The organism is Sutcliffiella halmapala (assembly GCF_050107295.1).
GTDB classification, from domain to species: Bacteria; Bacillota; Bacilli; order Bacillales; family Bacillaceae_I; genus Sutcliffiella_A; species Sutcliffiella_A halmapala_A.
Map to the genome: position 1 here is coordinate 205,888 of NZ_JBNIKR010000008.1, position 15,886 is coordinate 221,773.

Sequence of the window (15,886 nt, forward strand, 5' to 3'; positions counted from 1 at the left end):
CTGTTTTCCGGAATTCTGGACTCGCTTATCCTATGTGATATTTCTTGATTTTTTCATATAAACTCGACTTGCTTATTCCAAGCAGTTTCGCAGCCTCCAGCTTATCGTCATGTACATTCTCCAATGTTTGTATAATCGCTTGCTTTTCGGCCTCTTCCAAGGTTTCCTTCAGTGATTTGGAACCGAACGGAATGGTATATGATTCCGTCAAATAATCAGGTAGCGCTTCAAGTGTCAGTTTATCTCCTGTGGAGAGATGTACTGCAGCCTGAATGACATTTTCCAATTCCCTGATATTGCCCGGCCAACGGTAACGAGATAATACTGTTAGTGCATCCTGGGTCACTGATGTAATTCTCCTGCCGGTCCTTTTACATATTTTCTGGATGAAATGCTCCACAAGCATCGGGATATCCTCGGTTCTTTCCCTTAAAGATGGAATGTGGAATGGAATGACGTGAATTCGATAATAGAGATCTTCACGGAACCGCTTCTCCTGCATCATTTTTTCCAATGGACGATTGGTGGCTGCTATCACCCTAACATTCACTTGTATAGGCTTATTTGCACCTATCGGTTCCACTTCCCCCTCCTGCAGTGCCCGAAGCAGCTTCATCTGCATCGGCAAAGACATATCCCCTATTTCATCAAGAAAAAGCGTTCCGCCATCAGCCAAAAGGAATTTCCCTTTCTTTCCTCCCTTTTTCGCACCTGTAAAGGCACCTTCCTCATACCCGAAAAGCTCCGATTCCAAGAGGTGCTCAGGTATAGCGGCGCAGTTTATTTTTATAAAAGGCATGGAGCTCCTGTTACTCAGCTGGTGAATACTGTGGGCAAAAAGCTCTTTGCCCGTGCCACTCTCACCACGTATCAGAACGGAAACATCACTGGATGCGATATGCTTGACCTTCTCCTTCAACGTCTGTATGAGCTTGGACTTTCCAATAATGTCTTCTAAAGTATATTTGACCCCTGTTTGCTGTTCGTACTCCTGCAAATAATTCCGAATGCGTCCCAGCATGCTTTTTACATGGCTGTTCATTTTATCCCATTCACTTGTATCACGGAATATGACCGTTCCATAAGCACCAATCACTTCTTTGTTGCCATTGAAGATTGGCACTCGATTAGCTATCATGTAATTGCCCCTAATATATTGTAAGTCCGCCAGCTCCTCCTTGCCTGATTGGACGACATGGTGCATGCGGGTATTTTCAATCACCTCTGTAACATGCTTGCCGATGACAGTCTTGCTATCCACTTCCAAAAAAGCGCTATAGCTGTCGTTCAAAAAGATGATTTCCCCACGATGGTCGACCACCACAATCCACTCAAAAGCATTGGCAATAATCGTATCCATCATTTCATCTGTCAGTAAACTATCCTTTACACCCATAAAAAATCCCTCCTGCATATCCACTCTACTAATATATCATAAAATTCTGACACAATTTAAAAGGAATAATTTTGGAGAAAATCAGTTATGGAGTTTTGCAAAATGCTAAAATGTACATAACATAGCAAATTTCATCAGGGAGGAATGCTCCATGCCAGATTGGTCCTACCATGGCATTTTCAAACCTGTCCTTTCCATACTGCCACCACTTGTAGCAAGGGAGTTCATTCATCGTGGAATGAATACCATTGCTTCCCTTCCTTTCGGGCTGGGAGCACATATCATCAATTTCCTGGGGCGTGAAGAATGCTCTCCGCTTTTACATAAAAAAATTCATCACATAGATTTCAAGAATCCTGTTGGTTTGTCCGGGAAAATCGATCCTCTGCTCTCCGGCACCAGGGCTTTTTCAAATTTAGGTTTCGGTTTTATAGAGATTGGCCCTGTGACATTTGAACCTAGGGAAAGCGGGCAGCAACCAGTAAAAGATAATAAAGCAAACCGCATAGATTTTCCTGAAGTACTATCATCCATCGGTTTAGAGAACACAATCCATAAGCTTCGGAAACTAAGAAAAAAACAGCCGATTTTCCTTCGTCTCTCTGGCAGCAAGGAAGAGGTTAAGAGGATGGCAGCAGAACTTGATCTCTATGCTGATGGCTACATTGTGGAAAATATGCAGACGGAGTTGGGTCTTCACACCAATAAACCGATTTGGATTGCAACGTCGTGCAAGGCAGATCTATCACCGATAAAGTTGAGCTCATTCGATGGCGTAATACTGGAAGATAAACCAGGAGACTTCGAGCTTGCAGAAGCAGTACAACGTCTTAGACAAAGTGGTTACGAGAAAACCATTGTTACGTCAGGGGGAATAGCGGAGCCCGGGCATGCCCATGAACTGTTGAATGTCGGTGCAGACCTGGTACTGCTCTCAGACGGCTATGTATTTTCCGGACCTGGCCTGACAAAAAGAATTAACGAATCATTGTTAGGAAGGATGGAGCAGTCCGCACCGGTTAGCAATGGGTGGTTCTCCTATTGGCTTTTCGGTTTATTCATTCTGCTAGGCGGAATGCTTGCCTTTCTTTTTGGGGTGACATCTATTGTTCTGCCATATGATGAGCATTTCCTTGGGATGAAAAAAGAAGAGATATGGCTTTTTAATGAACGCATTATGCTTTTCATGGCACATGACCGGCTGACACTGGCCGGCACCATGATATCCGGCGGAATCGTATATATGCAGCTTGCTCGATACGGAGTCAGACAAGGGCTCCTTTGGGCAAAACAAGCCATTGATGCGGCTGCCATCATCGGGTTTCTTGGCATCTTTTCTTTTATTGGTTACGGATATTTCGATTGGCTGCATCTTTTGTTCTGGCTTGTTCTGTTGCCTTTTTATTTAAATGGATTTTTGAAAACCAAGGGTCTTAACGGAACACCCTCATCTGGTAATCTAAAAAATCATTCCATATGGAAGGAATCCTTATACGGACAGCTCCTGTTTGTAATTCTTGGATTTTCCTTTGTGGTTGGTGGCATTATTATTTCCTATATCGGGGTCACGTCGGTTTTTGTTCCGACTGACATTATTTATATTTGTATGCCACCCGAGATGCTGGAGGCGTTTAATCAGCGGTTGTTACCGGTTCTTGCTCATGATCGGGCCGGTTTTGGGAGTGCATTGCTTAGTGTCGGCCTTTTGGTTCTGATGCTCGCGCTATGGGGAATTCAAGAGGGGAAAAGATGGGTGTGGTGGACGTTTCTTGTAGGAGGGCTTCCTGCTTTCATTACAGGAATCAATATTCATGTTGCCATCGGCTATACGACGCTCATTCATCTGCTTCCTGCTTATTTTGCTGCTACCCTTTTTGTAGGTGGACTTGTTTTGACTTATCGGTTTCTTCACCTCGGAAAATGACTAAAAGGAGTGCTCTTCCAAATAGGGGAGCACTCCTTTTTTATCGGATATTTTCCATGATGCGGGTTAACGTTCGATTAAACGCTTGGAGTTCCTGATAATCCATGGAGAGGTTATCGACCAGCTGAGTTGGAATGCACTCGGCTTTCTCCTTTAATTGCCTGCCTTTTGGAGTAAGAGAAATAATGACACTTCTCTCATCCTCTCGGGAACGGTTTCTTTCAAGTAGGCCGTTCCCCTCCATTCTCTTTAACATCGGTGTTAATGTACCAGAATCCAGAAACAGCTTCTCCCCCAATTCCTTTACAGAAGTGGTATTTTTCTCCCATAGCACCAGCAGTACAAGGTATTGGGGGTAGGTCACATCTAACTCATCCAAAAGATTTCTATATAATTTTGTAATCTTGCGCTCTACAGAATAAATTTTAAAACAGATTTGGTTTTCAAGCTTCAATTTATCCTCCATCCAGCATTTCCACTCCTTTGACTTCAATTATTATTATAGTACAAATCATATCGGCACATACACAACTTTATTTTACACAATTAAATTGTTGACACCATTAATGATTCGAGATAGGATATAAGAGAAATATATATTGTGCACAATTTAATTTTAAACAATATTAAAAGGAGTGACCTATCAATGGAATTACTTTATACTGCTAAGGTTACAGCTTCAGGTGGAAGAGCTGGGAAAATCGAAAGTAATGATGGCGCGCTGGATTTAGCCTTAGCGATGCCAAAATCACTTGGGGGAACAGGAAAAGAAGGTGCAACCAACCCTGAGCAGCTGTTTGCAGCAGGTTATGCAGCGTGCTTTGACAGTGCTTTGAATTTAGTAGCTCGCCAAGCCAAAAAGCGAATTGAATCAAGTGTTACTGCCGCGATTTCTATCGGTAAGGATACGGATGGCGGATTTAAATTGACAGCAGTTCTCCATGTAGAAATTAGAGGTGCTTCCCAGGAGGAGGCGGAGGAACTAGTAAATCAAGCACATCAGGTTTGCCCTTATTCCAAAGCGACCAGAGGAAATATGGATGTTGCAATTCATACGAATGCAAAGTAATGAATGAAATTTAGACATGCGCTCTTCATGAAGAGCGCATGTTGCGTTGGTACGGCTTATTGAATCGGGGTAACCCGCTCTCATCAAATTTCCCTCCAATCATGACCTTGCATTTCCGCTTCACTTTTCTCATCATCTCAACAAAAAAATCACCGTCCAGCTACCTGCCAAAACGGTGATAAATCAACTATTCAAAGTGCCATCCCATCCGGATACGCCTAACGTCAATCAGTTCGTAATATCTCTTCTTCTATATCCAATAAAGCCTATGACCATTAGAACTAATGCGACTCCAGTCAGAGCGAGCAATGGAACAAGTTCAAAATCTTGCGCGGGCATACTTGGTATATGCCCAAACGGGGACAGGTCAGTCAGCCACTCCGGCAGTTGAAGTGCTCCTCCGAGATAAAGGACTAAAAAGGCATGGACGACAATCGCCCAACTAAATCCGGCTTTTCGAGGAAAAAGTCCATAAAGGAAAACTGCAAAGCCAATGGCGACCCACAGTGCCGGTGAAAAGGCAAGCCCTGCGAAGGTAAGGGCAGAAAGGTAACTGATATCTCCCATACTCTGGCTTCCTGTTATCCCCATTCCAATGCCCGCCATAAAAAGGAAAACGACACTGCTACCTAGTGCAATCACCAAATAGCTCGCCAATAGTCGTTTCCTGGCAACAGGAGTGGAAAGCAAGGAGTCCAGCCGCCCTGCTTTTTCTTCACTCCTTAGCCTCAATACGCTTTGGATTGCTGGAATGGAAGCAAACATTGCAGATACTGTCATAAACATTGCGGCAACGCTATCCGCAAGGACTCCACTTGACATTTCAGGTAGCATACCTTCCAAGGAATCGCCCAGCGCTCCAAACATCTCCTCCGCTTCCCCGATAAAGGCTCCGTAGGACATCCCGAAAAGAAGCAACGCAAAGGACCAAATAAAAAGATTCGTCCTTTGAAGTCGAAACGCAAGTCCAAGTGGGCTTGAAAGGGATTTTGGAGCATCCGCCCTTCCTGGTCGGGGACGGACCAGTCCTGCCCCTACATCCCTCCTATTACTTAATGGATAGGCAATAGCAATGAGCACAATGGTAAAAAGTAGACTAAATAACAAAGGAGTCCAGTCATTCCCCAAATATGCTGCTGTCTGTTGCGCCCATCCGATGGGAGAAATCCATGACAATGCCTCATTCCCCAAATCACCGACTGCACGAAGGCTGAAAGCTATTGCGAGAATACCAGAACCAAGCCCAGAGGCTGCACGTGAATGCTCCATCAGCTGGACAATAACAATAGTCAAGCCTGAAAAAGCTATGCCGATGGAAGCCATTGCAGCACCAAACAGCAGCGATCCTTCCCACGTTATCGACTCGACACCTGTTACCCCAAGTCCAACAGCCACAATCAATCCAAGTAACAGATTTGCTCCAATCGCAAAAATTAATGCAGCTGTTGTATTGGCATATCTTCCTGAAACTGAAGCCCGGACAAGTTCCGACCTGCCTGTTTCCTCCTCTTTACGAGTGTGGCGGACAATGAGGAAAATACTCATCAATGCAACCGCTATTCCCACCATACTCAGCATTTGATGGGACATCATAGACCCAAAATGATAGTCTTCCAGATATAGTTTCGGACCTGTCAACGCAATGGAGGCTGGTGTTGCCATTGTGGTGGCAATTGCTTGGCGATCTGCTTCTGACGGATATAGCTCTTCAAAACTGACAAGTGTAGCTAGAATCGTTAACGTGATACTGAAAAACCAGACCGGAATCTGAATTCGATCGCGGCGAAGCATAAACCGGAGCAGGATCCATGTTCCTGTAAACGTCTGCTGTTTTGTCACTGAAGTGCACCACCTTTTTCAGTAGCTTGATTGATATCATCTCCATAGTGTCGCATAAAAAGCTCTTCCAGTGTTGGTGGAGTGCTGGTCAAAGCCTTGATTTCATACTGGGTCAGATAACGTAGGACTTCATCCATTTTGGAGGAATCCACTTGGAAACTTGCTTCTTTGCCTCTTACCACAAGCTGATGCACACCAGTTAGAGTCTCCAGTCCCATAAGCTTTTGACCTGCTTGAACTGTGATAAATGTTCTTGTCAAATGGCGCAGCTCTTCAAGAGTACCCGATTCCACAATTTTCCCTTCCCGAATAATTCCTACACGATCACACAGCTTTTCAACCTCTGCTAAGATGTGGCTGGATAAGAGTACCGTTTTCCCATCGGCTTTAACTTCCGCCACACATTCCTGAAAAATCGCCTCCATCAATGGGTCTAATCCTGAAGTTGGTTCATCCAGAATAAACAGATCAGCATCCGATGCAAATGCAGATACGAGGGCAACTTTTTGACGGTTCCCTTTGGAATAAGTACGACATTTTTTGGTGGGGTCTAGGTTGAATCGTTCGAGCAATTCATTCCGTCGCTTTTTATCCATATCCCCACGAAGGCGGCTGAATAAATCAATGGCTTCCCCACCGGTCAAATTAGGCCAAAGATTTACATCTCCTGGGACATAGCTTATTCTCTTATGCAGCTCTACCGCATCATTCCATGGATCTTTGCCAAATAGGCTGACCTCGCCACTTGTTTTTCGCAAAAGGCCAAGAAGAATCCGAATGGTGGTGGATTTACCGGCTCCATTGGGACCGATAAAACCGAACACCTCTCCCTCTTTCACCTCCAAGTCGACGCCATCGAGTGCGAGAACCTTTCCATAATACTTGGTTAAATTCTTCAATTGAATTACTGACATCCTAGCCCCTCCGCCCTGTTATTTATAAAAAGCTTTCTGAAACAGTTCAATATATCCGTCCATTTCCTTGAATGGCGCATCTACATCAAAGCTGTCTGCTCTATCGGACTTGATTTTTTCCTTGCTTTCATTTCCAATTCCCTCTATGGTCCAATAGATCGTCTTGATGGCTTTCTGTATGTCGATATCATCCCGGAACTTGGTGTAGTCTAGGTTCTCATATAGTTTTTGATAGCTCTCCTTGGCAAATTGCATCGTAATCTGCTCCACATCCTGCTTTACCTCTTCGGACCTTTCTGCAATCGCGCCCTGAAGAAAGCTGAATACCTCCGGATATTTCTTAATCACTCTCATCTTGACGATGGTAATCTGCTTTAACCTCTCAAGCAAATCAGTTTCATTGAAATCAATTTCTGTCATTATCTCTCGGGAAACCTCGATACCATACTCAATCAAAAACAAATACAAATCCTTTTTATTATTGAAATAGTTGAAAAGCGAACCTTTGGAAATGCCTGACCTTTTGACGATCTCGTTGGTTGATGCCAATTGGTATCCTTTGCTCGTAAACTCCTGCATGGAAGCATTAATAATAGTTGCTCGTTTTTCATAAGCTAAGTTATGGAATTTAGAATTGATTTTTGTCACCTTCTTCCTATTGACCATTGTGGTCATTTTAAATATATCACCTATGACCTTACTGGTCAATATGTTGTTGATTTACGCATAAAAAAAAGCCTCCCATCATTCAACGGGAAGCTTTTCGTATTTATACCATCACTTTACATATATCATTGGTGAATTCCACCGGATCATGGATTGGCAGCCCCTCAATCAATAGTGCTTGATGATAGAGCAGGCTAGTGTAGAGGGCCAATTTTTCTTTATCGGTTGCATGTGCATCCTTCAGGGATTGGAACACTTCATGGTTGGTGTTGATTTCTAACACTTTGTTTGCTTTAATGTTTTGGTTGTCCGGCATTGCTGCGAGGATTTTTTCCATCTCGATGGTCACTTCGCCTTCGGTGGACAAGCAGACAGGATGTGTTTTCAGACGCTTAGATACCTTAACATCGGTTACCTTCCCAGCTAATAGTTCCTTCATTGCCTCAAACAATTCCTTGTTTTCCTCTTGTTTGGCTTTTGTTGCATTGTCATTTTCCTCTGTTTCGATACCTAGATCGCCACTGGACACATTCTTGAATTCTTTTTCCTTATAGTTCATCAGCATCTTAATGGCGAATTCATCGATATCCTCTGTGAAATAAAGCATTTCATAGCCTTTGTCCAATACCATTTCGGTCTGTGGCAGCTTTTCAATCCGATCCTTGGATTCACCTGTAGCATAGTAGATGTACTTCTGGTCCTCAGGCATTCTGGAAACATACTCATCTAAGGTAACCAGCTTTTTCTCTTTTGATGAATAGAACATGATGAGATCCTGCAATGCTTCTTTGTTCGCACCAAAATCTGCATAGACACCATATTTCAACTGGCGGCCAAAAGCCTGGTAAAACTTCTCGTAGTTCTCACGCTCATCCTTTTGCATGCTAAGCAGCGCACTTTTGATTTTCTTTGCCAGGTTTTTCGCGATGAATGTTAATTGGCGGTCCTGCTGAAGCATTTCACGGGAGATGTTCAGCGACAGGTCCTCGGAATCCACAAGGCCTTTGACAAAACTGAAGTGATCAGGCAGCAGGTCCCCACACTTGTTCATGATCAGCACACCGCTAGAATAAAGCTCCAAGCCCTTCTCGAACTCCTTGGAATAGTAGTCATACGGCATATTTTCCGGAATATAAAGGATGGCATTGTAACGGATCGTACCATCCACACTCACATGAAGATGCTTGAGTGGCTGATCAAAGCCGTAATGCTTCTCCTGGTAAAACTTCTCGTAGTCTTCTTTCTTCAATTCATTTTTATTTTTCCGCCAGATCGGAACCATACTGTTGATGGTCTGTTCCTCACGCGTCTCCTCCAACTCCTGATCGTCTTCGGATTTAGGCTTGGTAGTGGTGACATCCATCTTGATCGGATAGCGGATAAAGTCGGAGTATTTTTTGATAATCGTTTTTAGTCGGTACTCCTCCAAATATTCATCGTAGCTCTCGTCTTCGGTATTTTCTTTCATTTTCAAAATGATCGTTGTACCGACAGTTTCCTTTTCAGCAAGCTCAATTGTATAACCTTCTGCGCCCTCTGACTCCCATTTGAAGGCATCATTCTGTCCCAACGCTTTACTGATTACTGTTACGACATCCGCAACCATGAACGCTGCATAGAAACCGACACCGAATTGCCCGATGATATCAAAGCCATCCTTGATTTCATTTTCCTTTTTGAACGCGAGGGATCCGCTTTTTGCAATGACACCAAGGTTCGCTTCAAGCTCTTCTTTCGTCATTCCAATCCCGGTATCCACAATTGTTAAAGTACGTTCTTCTTTGTTTGGGATCACTTTTATAAAGTAGTTGTCCTTATCGAACGTCAAAGAATCATCCGTCAATGCTCTGTAATAGATTTTATCCATCGCGTCACTTGCGTTGGAGATCAACTCGCGAAGAAATACCTCTCGCTGGGAGTAGATCGAGTTAATCATCATTTCTAATAGTCTTTTCGATTCAGCTTGGAATTCTTTCTTAGCCATGCTCACAATCTCCTTCCAGATATGAATATGTATTTAGCACTCTCCTATCAAGAGTGCTAACCCCACTAAATAATTATCACATTTGGATATTTTATGTCAATAGATTTGAGCAAAAAGAAAAGCAGTACATTTCATGAAGAAACGTACTGCCACTTTTAAGCGCTTTTTGAAATGTCAGGTACACTTATTTGCCCTTTCAATTTCCGGTCATAGATGCTAGTGGTGAAAATGGCGATGACCATCAAGCCCATCAGCACTCCAAATAGCATTTCCATGCCATGAAGATCCACCAATATCCCTCCCATCAAAGGGCCAAGCATCCTGCCACCGGTTGCAGTGCTATTTACAATGCCCTGATAGAAGCCTTCCCTGCCTTTAGGCGCAAGGTCGTTTGCAACGGTTGGCACGGCTGGCCAGACAAACATCTCGCCTATGGTAAGGATAACCATCGCGGTGACAAAGGCCGTGTACTGTTCAGCTGTCCCGGCAACGGCAAAGGAAGCAATAAATATCATCAGACCTACCATGATTTGTGCTTTTAACGTCTTGGTGTACCTTTTTACAATATAGGATATTAAAGGTTGTGCCAATACGATGAGCGCACCATTAATCGTCCAAAGTATACTGTATTGCTTAAGTGTTATTCCTAGAGACTGCGTGTGCGTTGCGATTGAAGTCTGCCATTGTACATAACCCATCCAGCATAAAAGGTATCCGATACAAACAATCAGAAGTGCATAAAGCTTTGTATGATCCTTGATTTTTTTTGAATGATCCAGGACTGAAGACTGGACGGTCGGGTTCGCCTGAATGCCTCTGTAGCCAAACAGTGCAATAAGGAAGAAAATCGCATACGTTACTGTGTTCGCCAGGAATATGTAGTCAAAGCGAATATCCGCTACAAGTCCCCCAAGCGCTGCACCTATGGCGACCCCCAGGTTCTGCGACACATACATCGCGTTGAACGATTTCCTTCCGCCTTCCTTCCACACAGAACCGGCCATTGCATACATGGACGGAAAAACGATTCCCGATCCGAAACCGATGATGGTTAGATAGATAATGTAGAAATTCCATGAATGATTCAACGTCATCCCTATTAATGCGGTGATTGTGATGGAAATACCTAGCAGAATCGATCTGTACCCACCAATCTTATCAAACAGATACCCGCCAATCAGGTTTCCAATGACACTTGCCCCTGCATTGACCATAAGCACAAGTCCTGCAACCGACAAGGATTTGCCTAGAATATCATGAATATATATCGTATTTAACGGCCATAAAAAAGAAGCCCCTGTTACGTTTATTGCCATACCAACAACAAGCAACCAAAGAGCTTTGGGCATTTTCAACATACTGCATGCCCTCCTTTAACCAATTATTATTTCGAAAGCCAAAATAATTGTAATTGGTTTTGTTCCCAGTTTCAATACAAATTGCTTGAAATGGGAAAATGTAATAATTAAGAAAATTTAGGGGTCTGGCCCCTTCCCCATGTTTAAAAGAAAAAGCGCCGCCTAGTGGCCACGCCTTTGTTCTTTCTCGCTATGGTTTTTGGATCTGACCGGTTGGGAACGCTTTAGGTTCTGTTGCTTTACATCTTTCACGGGATTATACTCTGCTCCCATTTCCACGGTGTTTCCTGTCTTTTGTTCAGGATTATTCTGTTTGGAACGTTTTTTCATCATTTTCGCCTCCGATGTTAGTGCCTTAACAAGGTCATATCGTTTTGAAGACTTTGAAGTTGCAGTCTCATACGATTGAGCTGCTCACGTTGCTGAGCATTACAGCTGTAAGAAAGATGCATCAAATCATTATAGGTCGTTTCTATCTGTTCCAGTGCATTCGTAAACTCTGTATCATTGTAGTGCTCCAGCTGCTGCGCTTCGCTATATTGGGCATGTGCATTCCGTAAAGTATCCTCACATTGCTGAATGAATTGTTCCACTGATTGTCTAGTTGCCATTTTTTTCACCTCACACTTAATTGTGATGCTCCTTTTTATTTTGCACATTTTTCTTTGTAGCATTCGGTAAAAGCGTACAGGAAAATTCTTGTCTATAAATGAAAGTCCGAAATCAAATTGTAAGCCTTCCCTCTTACGTGCTAAAATCATGTAGGATTAAAAAAAGAGGAGGATGACGGATGACCAACATAAAAAGTCAAAATCCGTTTCCATATTCCGTCGAGGACAAGCGATATCACACCTGGAATTATCATCTCCGCCAAACCTTCGGACATAAGGTGTTCAAGGTAGCATTGGATGGTGGATTTGATTGTCCAAATCGTGATGGCACAGTGGCCCACGGAGGATGCACATTTTGCAGCGCAGCAGGATCCGGTGATTTTGCCGGGAATCGTGCGGATGACTTGATTACTCAATTCAATGACGTAAAAGATAAAATGCACCATAAATGGAAAGACGGAAAATACATGGCCTATTTCCAAGCGTTCACCAATACCCATGCACCTGTAGCAGAGCTTCGGGAAAAGTACGAGACCGTATTATCCCAGGAGGGCGTGGTGGGATTGTCCATCGGTACTCGGCCGGACTGCCTGCCTGATGATGTAGTCGAATATTTGGCGGAACTCAATGAACGTACCTATCTGTGGGTGGAGCTGGGACTTCAAACTGTACACGAGAGAACGGCCCTGCTGATCAATCGGGCCCATGACTTTGACATGTATGCACAAGGTGTCCAAAAACTTCGGAAACACGGCATAAGAGTGTGCTCCCATATTATTAACGGACTTCCGTTGGAAAATAATAAAATGATGATGGAAACGGCACAGGCTGTTGCTGACCTGGACGTCCAAGGCATCAAAATCCATCTTCTTCACCTTTTGAAAGGGACGCCGATGGTCAAGCAGTATGAAAAAGGCCTGCTTGAGTTCTTATCCTTCGATGATTACATCCAGCTCGTATGTGACCAGCTTGAAATCCTTCCACCTCAGATGATTGTTCACCGCATCACAGGCGATGGTCCCATTGATATCATGATCGGGCCGATGTGGAGCGTGGACAAATGGTCTGTTCTAAATGCGATAGATGCCGAACTGAAACGGCGTGACAGCTATCAAGGAAAATACTATGTACCGAAAAAAGAGGCGATGGAATGAAACTGGAGCGAGTATTGCCATATAGCAAAAAAATATTGAAGCTAGCTCTTTCCGAGGGGGATATTGCTGTGGATTGCACCATTGGGAATGGTCATGATACCGTCTTCCTTGCCGAATTGGTCGGACAAACCGGACATGTTTATGGCTTTGATATCCAGGAGGAAGCAGTCAATGCCACTTTGGATCAAGTGCGAAACAACGGTTGTCAAGATCGCGTGACATTATTTCAGGAAAGTCACGCCCGCCTTTTGGAACTTATTCCAGATGCTGACCATTCCCGAATCCGCGGTGCAATTTTTAACCTGGGATATCTTCCGGGCGGCGACAAGGAAATTGTGACACTTGCGGACAGTACGATATCTGCGGTGGAACAGCTTTTGTCCGTTATGGAAAAAGAAGCGGTCATCGTGCTTGTCGTCTACCATGGCCACCCTGAAGGCCAGGTTGAACGGGACGCACTGCTGGATTACGTTGCAGCCCTTGACCAAAAAAGAGCCCATGTGCTGCAGTACCGATTTATGAACCAGGTGAACAACCCACCTTTTATTATTGCGATTGAGAAGAAATAGGATAGAGAGATTGGAGAAGAGTCCTTCATCGGTGGGTGAAGGACGTTTTATGTTTGCTTCCTGTGGAAAGGTCCTTCATCGGCTTTATGATGGACTTTTTGTGCCTGCATCACCATGGAAATGTCCTTCATAACCTCTATGAAGGACATTTTGCGACTGCATCACCATGGAAATGTCCTTCATCGGCTTTATGATGGACTTTTTGTGCCTGCATCACCATGGAAAAGTCCTTCATAAACTCTATGAAGGACCTTTTGCGACTGCATCTCCATGAAAAAGTCCTTCATAACCTCTATGATGGACCTTTTGCGACTGCATCACCATGGAAAAGTTCTTCATAACCTCTATGATGGACCTTTTGTGCCTGCATCACCATGAAAAAGTCCTTCATAACCTCTATGAAGGACCTTTTGCGACTGCATCACCATAAAAAAGTCCTTCATAACCTCCATGAAGGACTTTCCACCAATTTCCCACAATCCTACGAACTCTCCCGCCAACGCTGTATCCGCCGGTATGCCCGTCCATTCACATAAAAAAAGTACGCTGTTCCGCCACTGGAGCGGATAATGCTTTTCGCCATCCCGGAAACATTTTTGCAATCATGGACTTTGCGATCGGAGAGATAAACTCCGAGCAGCCCCCGATTGATCAACCGGTGGAATTTCTCAAAAGGCAGTCCAGTAGTATGCTCATCTGCTTTTGTAACAAAATGCTTCAGCCGCTCCATCAAGACTGCTTCATCTCTATAATACGTACAAAAGTTCAGATCCCCACCTGCCAGATCCTCTTCCTGATCGATAAAGTAATCAAGCAAAATGTGTAGACCCTGAATGTACGGAAAATACCCACCTACGATTTTCGAGGCATGCTGCTCCGAAAAATCCTCACGATACGATTGAGATACCAGGCAGAAGATACCGAGGGTCGAGCCTGAACACGCCGAGAATTCATACCATTCCATCGGTGGAAGCTCCTCCTTATATGAGGCGAACCATTTTTCCAGCCGTGGAACCCGCTCCTCCACCACAACATGCTTATGTACTTGCAGATCACAGTAATATTGGCAAAGCTTCAATAAATGGGGAAAAATAATGGGGTAGTTTTCTATATCCTTCAGCACACCTTGACAAGTCCTTACCAAATCACCCAGATATCCGCCATCCTTCTGTTCTTCTCGAAAACGGTAATAGTTCTTGACAGGGGAACCGACAGTCAAAGCGTCCTTCATCGATTCATGCAGCGCTTCAAAGTCAACTGGATCGAGTGAGGTGCTTCGGTCACATAGGTTGTCCAGATAATCACTGATTGTCTGATAAGCTACAATAAACTTGATCGCTTTTCGAATATCGGTGCCTGCAAGCAAGGAAAGGATCCCCCCACCCTCACAATGAAATGCTTTTGAGTCAATGCTGGCCAATGCCTGCGTCTTTAATTCAGGAGCCGGAATCTCACTGGCCCTTCTTTTCCAATAGGCCAATTCTTCATAGACAACAGGAAAAACATGACGATATACACTTTTCATAAGGGAAAAAGGATGGGTCGGTACCTTCAAGCTTATTCACTTCCTTCTAATTGTAATTCAAAAAAGGCTTTCGAATAGCGGAAAACCTTATCCCGCTCCGGCTCATTGAAAATCTCATGATATAGTCCTTTCCATTCCTTATAGCTTTTTTCTTTGGCCCCTAAGGAATTGAACCAGATGACAGATGCTTCTTTATCTACAATTAAATCATCTCCAGCCTGCATAAGCAAAACCGGAATATCCGGAAACTTATCAATGCTCGTATACGCATGGTTCATCGATTGGACGAGCTCTCGATACCATCTGACGGAAACCTTGGTGATGACCAATGTATCATCGCCTGCAGTTTTGATCAATTCTTCGTTGCGTGTTGCCTTGTCAATTGTAAGCCCGGTATTGAATTTAGATTTTGGCATAATCAAATTGAGGCCTTTCGAAAGGACATCAAGCCCTTTAGCAGGATGATGAAGCAATTTCAAGCAGGGTGATGAGAGGATTACCCCTGCAACCAGCAACGGACTTTTCTCCTGCAAGGTACGTATGACCGCAAGCCCTCCCATGCTATGACCGATGACAAAAACCGGCGGCTTCAGAAGGTACGCCTCCTTGATCCAGTTTTCCACTTCCTCTATATATTCATCGAACGTATCGATATGTCCTCTTCTTCTAGTGGAAAGTCCTTGACCAGGCAGATCCCCCATCACTACGTTGAATCCATTTGCCTTCCATTGGTCGATCAACCACAGATAACGCCCATGGTGTTCTTGGGCACCATGGACGATCACTACGGTTCCCTTCGGATTTTCGACCTCCCATTTCCACATAAAAACACTCCCTTAATTACTTAATGTATCTTTCTGATATAATAAAATAAAAC

The 15,886-nt window shown here is 43.9% G+C and carries 15 protein-coding genes; 4 read left to right on the forward strand and 11 right to left on the reverse strand.

Annotated features, from left to right (window positions below; translation table 11 throughout):
- Positions 1 to 25: 25 nt before the first annotated feature.
- A complete protein-coding gene (locus tag ACQCT5_RS14910) occupies positions 26 to 1,396 on the reverse strand; it encodes a sigma-54 interaction domain-containing protein (protein WP_499642790.1) in 1,371 nt (456 codons plus the stop codon).
- Between the two features lie 151 nt (positions 1,397 to 1,547).
- Between ACQCT5_RS14910 and ACQCT5_RS14915 the strand changes: the two genes are divergently transcribed.
- The gene (locus ACQCT5_RS14915) at positions 1,548 to 3,320 is read left to right on the forward strand and encodes a beta/alpha barrel domain-containing protein (protein WP_499642791.1); all 1,773 of its coding nucleotides are present in this window, start codon (positions 1,548 to 1,550) and stop codon (positions 3,318 to 3,320) included.
- 40 nt (positions 3,321 to 3,360) lie between these two features.
- On the opposite strand, the gene ACQCT5_RS14920 is transcribed toward ACQCT5_RS14915, so the two are convergent.
- Positions 3,361 to 3,786, reverse strand: coding sequence for a MarR family winged helix-turn-helix transcriptional regulator (locus ACQCT5_RS14920; RefSeq protein WP_499642792.1), 426 nt, complete (start codon positions 3,784 to 3,786; stop codon positions 3,361 to 3,363).
- Positions 3,787 to 3,966: 180 nt separating this feature from the next.
- Between ACQCT5_RS14920 and ACQCT5_RS14925 the strand changes: the two genes are divergently transcribed.
- Positions 3,967 to 4,389: an organic hydroperoxide resistance protein gene (locus tag ACQCT5_RS14925; protein WP_499642793.1), complete on the forward strand. Its 423-nt coding sequence runs from the start codon at positions 3,967 to 3,969 to the stop codon at positions 4,387 to 4,389.
- Positions 4,390 to 4,617: 228 nt separating this feature from the next.
- Here ACQCT5_RS14925 and ACQCT5_RS14930 read toward each other — a convergent pair whose 3' ends face one another.
- From ACQCT5_RS14930 to ACQCT5_RS14960, 7 genes are all read right to left on the reverse strand, one after another.
- Complete coding sequence (locus ACQCT5_RS14930; RefSeq protein WP_499642794.1) at positions 4,618 to 6,228, reverse strand: ABC transporter permease; 1,611 nt, start codon at positions 6,226 to 6,228, stop codon at positions 4,618 to 4,620.
- Positions 6,225 to 7,142 (reverse strand): ABC transporter ATP-binding protein, encoded by a 918-nt coding sequence (locus ACQCT5_RS14935; RefSeq protein WP_499642795.1) that lies wholly within the window; start codon positions 7,140 to 7,142, stop codon positions 6,225 to 6,227. Before ACQCT5_RS14935 ends, ACQCT5_RS14930 begins: the two co-directional genes overlap by 4 nt.
- An 18-nt stretch (positions 7,143 to 7,160) precedes the next feature.
- Entirely contained in the window at positions 7,161 to 7,817 is a 657-nt protein-coding gene (locus tag ACQCT5_RS14940; protein ID WP_499642796.1) for a TetR/AcrR family transcriptional regulator, read from the reverse strand.
- Positions 7,818 to 7,911: 94 nt separating this feature from the next.
- Complete coding sequence (gene htpG, locus ACQCT5_RS14945) at positions 7,912 to 9,792, reverse strand: molecular chaperone HtpG (protein WP_499642797.1); 1,881 nt, start codon at positions 9,790 to 9,792, stop codon at positions 7,912 to 7,914.
- 155 nt (positions 9,793 to 9,947) lie between these two features.
- Complete coding sequence (locus ACQCT5_RS14950) at positions 9,948 to 11,141, reverse strand: MDR family MFS transporter (RefSeq protein ID WP_499642830.1); 1,194 nt, start codon at positions 11,139 to 11,141, stop codon at positions 9,948 to 9,950.
- 171 nt (positions 11,142 to 11,312) lie between these two features.
- Positions 11,313 to 11,480, reverse strand: a complete 168-nt coding sequence (locus tag ACQCT5_RS14955; RefSeq protein WP_204418196.1) for a glycogen biosynthesis protein GlgD — start codon at positions 11,478 to 11,480, stop codon at positions 11,313 to 11,315.
- Between the two features lie 17 nt (positions 11,481 to 11,497).
- Entirely contained in the window at positions 11,498 to 11,761 is a 264-nt protein-coding gene (locus ACQCT5_RS14960) for a YtzC family protein (RefSeq protein WP_499642798.1), read from the reverse strand.
- Between the two features lie 188 nt (positions 11,762 to 11,949).
- Here ACQCT5_RS14960 and mnmL point away from each other — a divergent pair, with 188 nt between their 5' ends.
- Together mnmL and mnmM are read left to right on the forward strand one after the other, a co-directional pair.
- On the forward strand, positions 11,950 to 12,915 hold the full coding sequence (mnmL, locus tag ACQCT5_RS14965) for a tRNA modification radical SAM protein MnmL/YtqA (RefSeq protein WP_499642831.1): 966 nt from the start codon (positions 11,950 to 11,952) through the stop codon (positions 12,913 to 12,915).
- Positions 12,912 to 13,484: a tRNA 5-(aminomethyl)-2-thiouridylate-methyltransferase MnmM gene (mnmM, locus tag ACQCT5_RS14970; RefSeq protein ID WP_499642799.1), complete on the forward strand. Its 573-nt coding sequence runs from the start codon at positions 12,912 to 12,914 to the stop codon at positions 13,482 to 13,484. The genes mnmL and mnmM overlap by 4 nt, the downstream gene beginning before the upstream one ends.
- 481 nt (positions 13,485 to 13,965) lie before the next feature.
- On the opposite strand, the gene tbcS is transcribed toward mnmM, so the two are convergent.
- Positions 13,966 to 15,039 carry a tetraprenyl-beta-curcumene synthase gene (gene tbcS, locus ACQCT5_RS14975; protein WP_499642800.1) on the reverse strand — a complete coding sequence of 358 codons (1,074 nt, stop codon included), beginning with the start codon at positions 15,037 to 15,039 and terminating at the stop codon, positions 13,966 to 13,968.
- 2 nt (positions 15,040 to 15,041) lie between these two features.
- The gene (locus tag ACQCT5_RS14980; protein ID WP_499642801.1) at positions 15,042 to 15,833 is read right to left on the reverse strand and encodes an alpha/beta hydrolase; all 792 of its coding nucleotides are present in this window, start codon (positions 15,831 to 15,833) and stop codon (positions 15,042 to 15,044) included.
- Between the last annotated feature and the right edge of the window lie 53 nt (positions 15,834 to 15,886).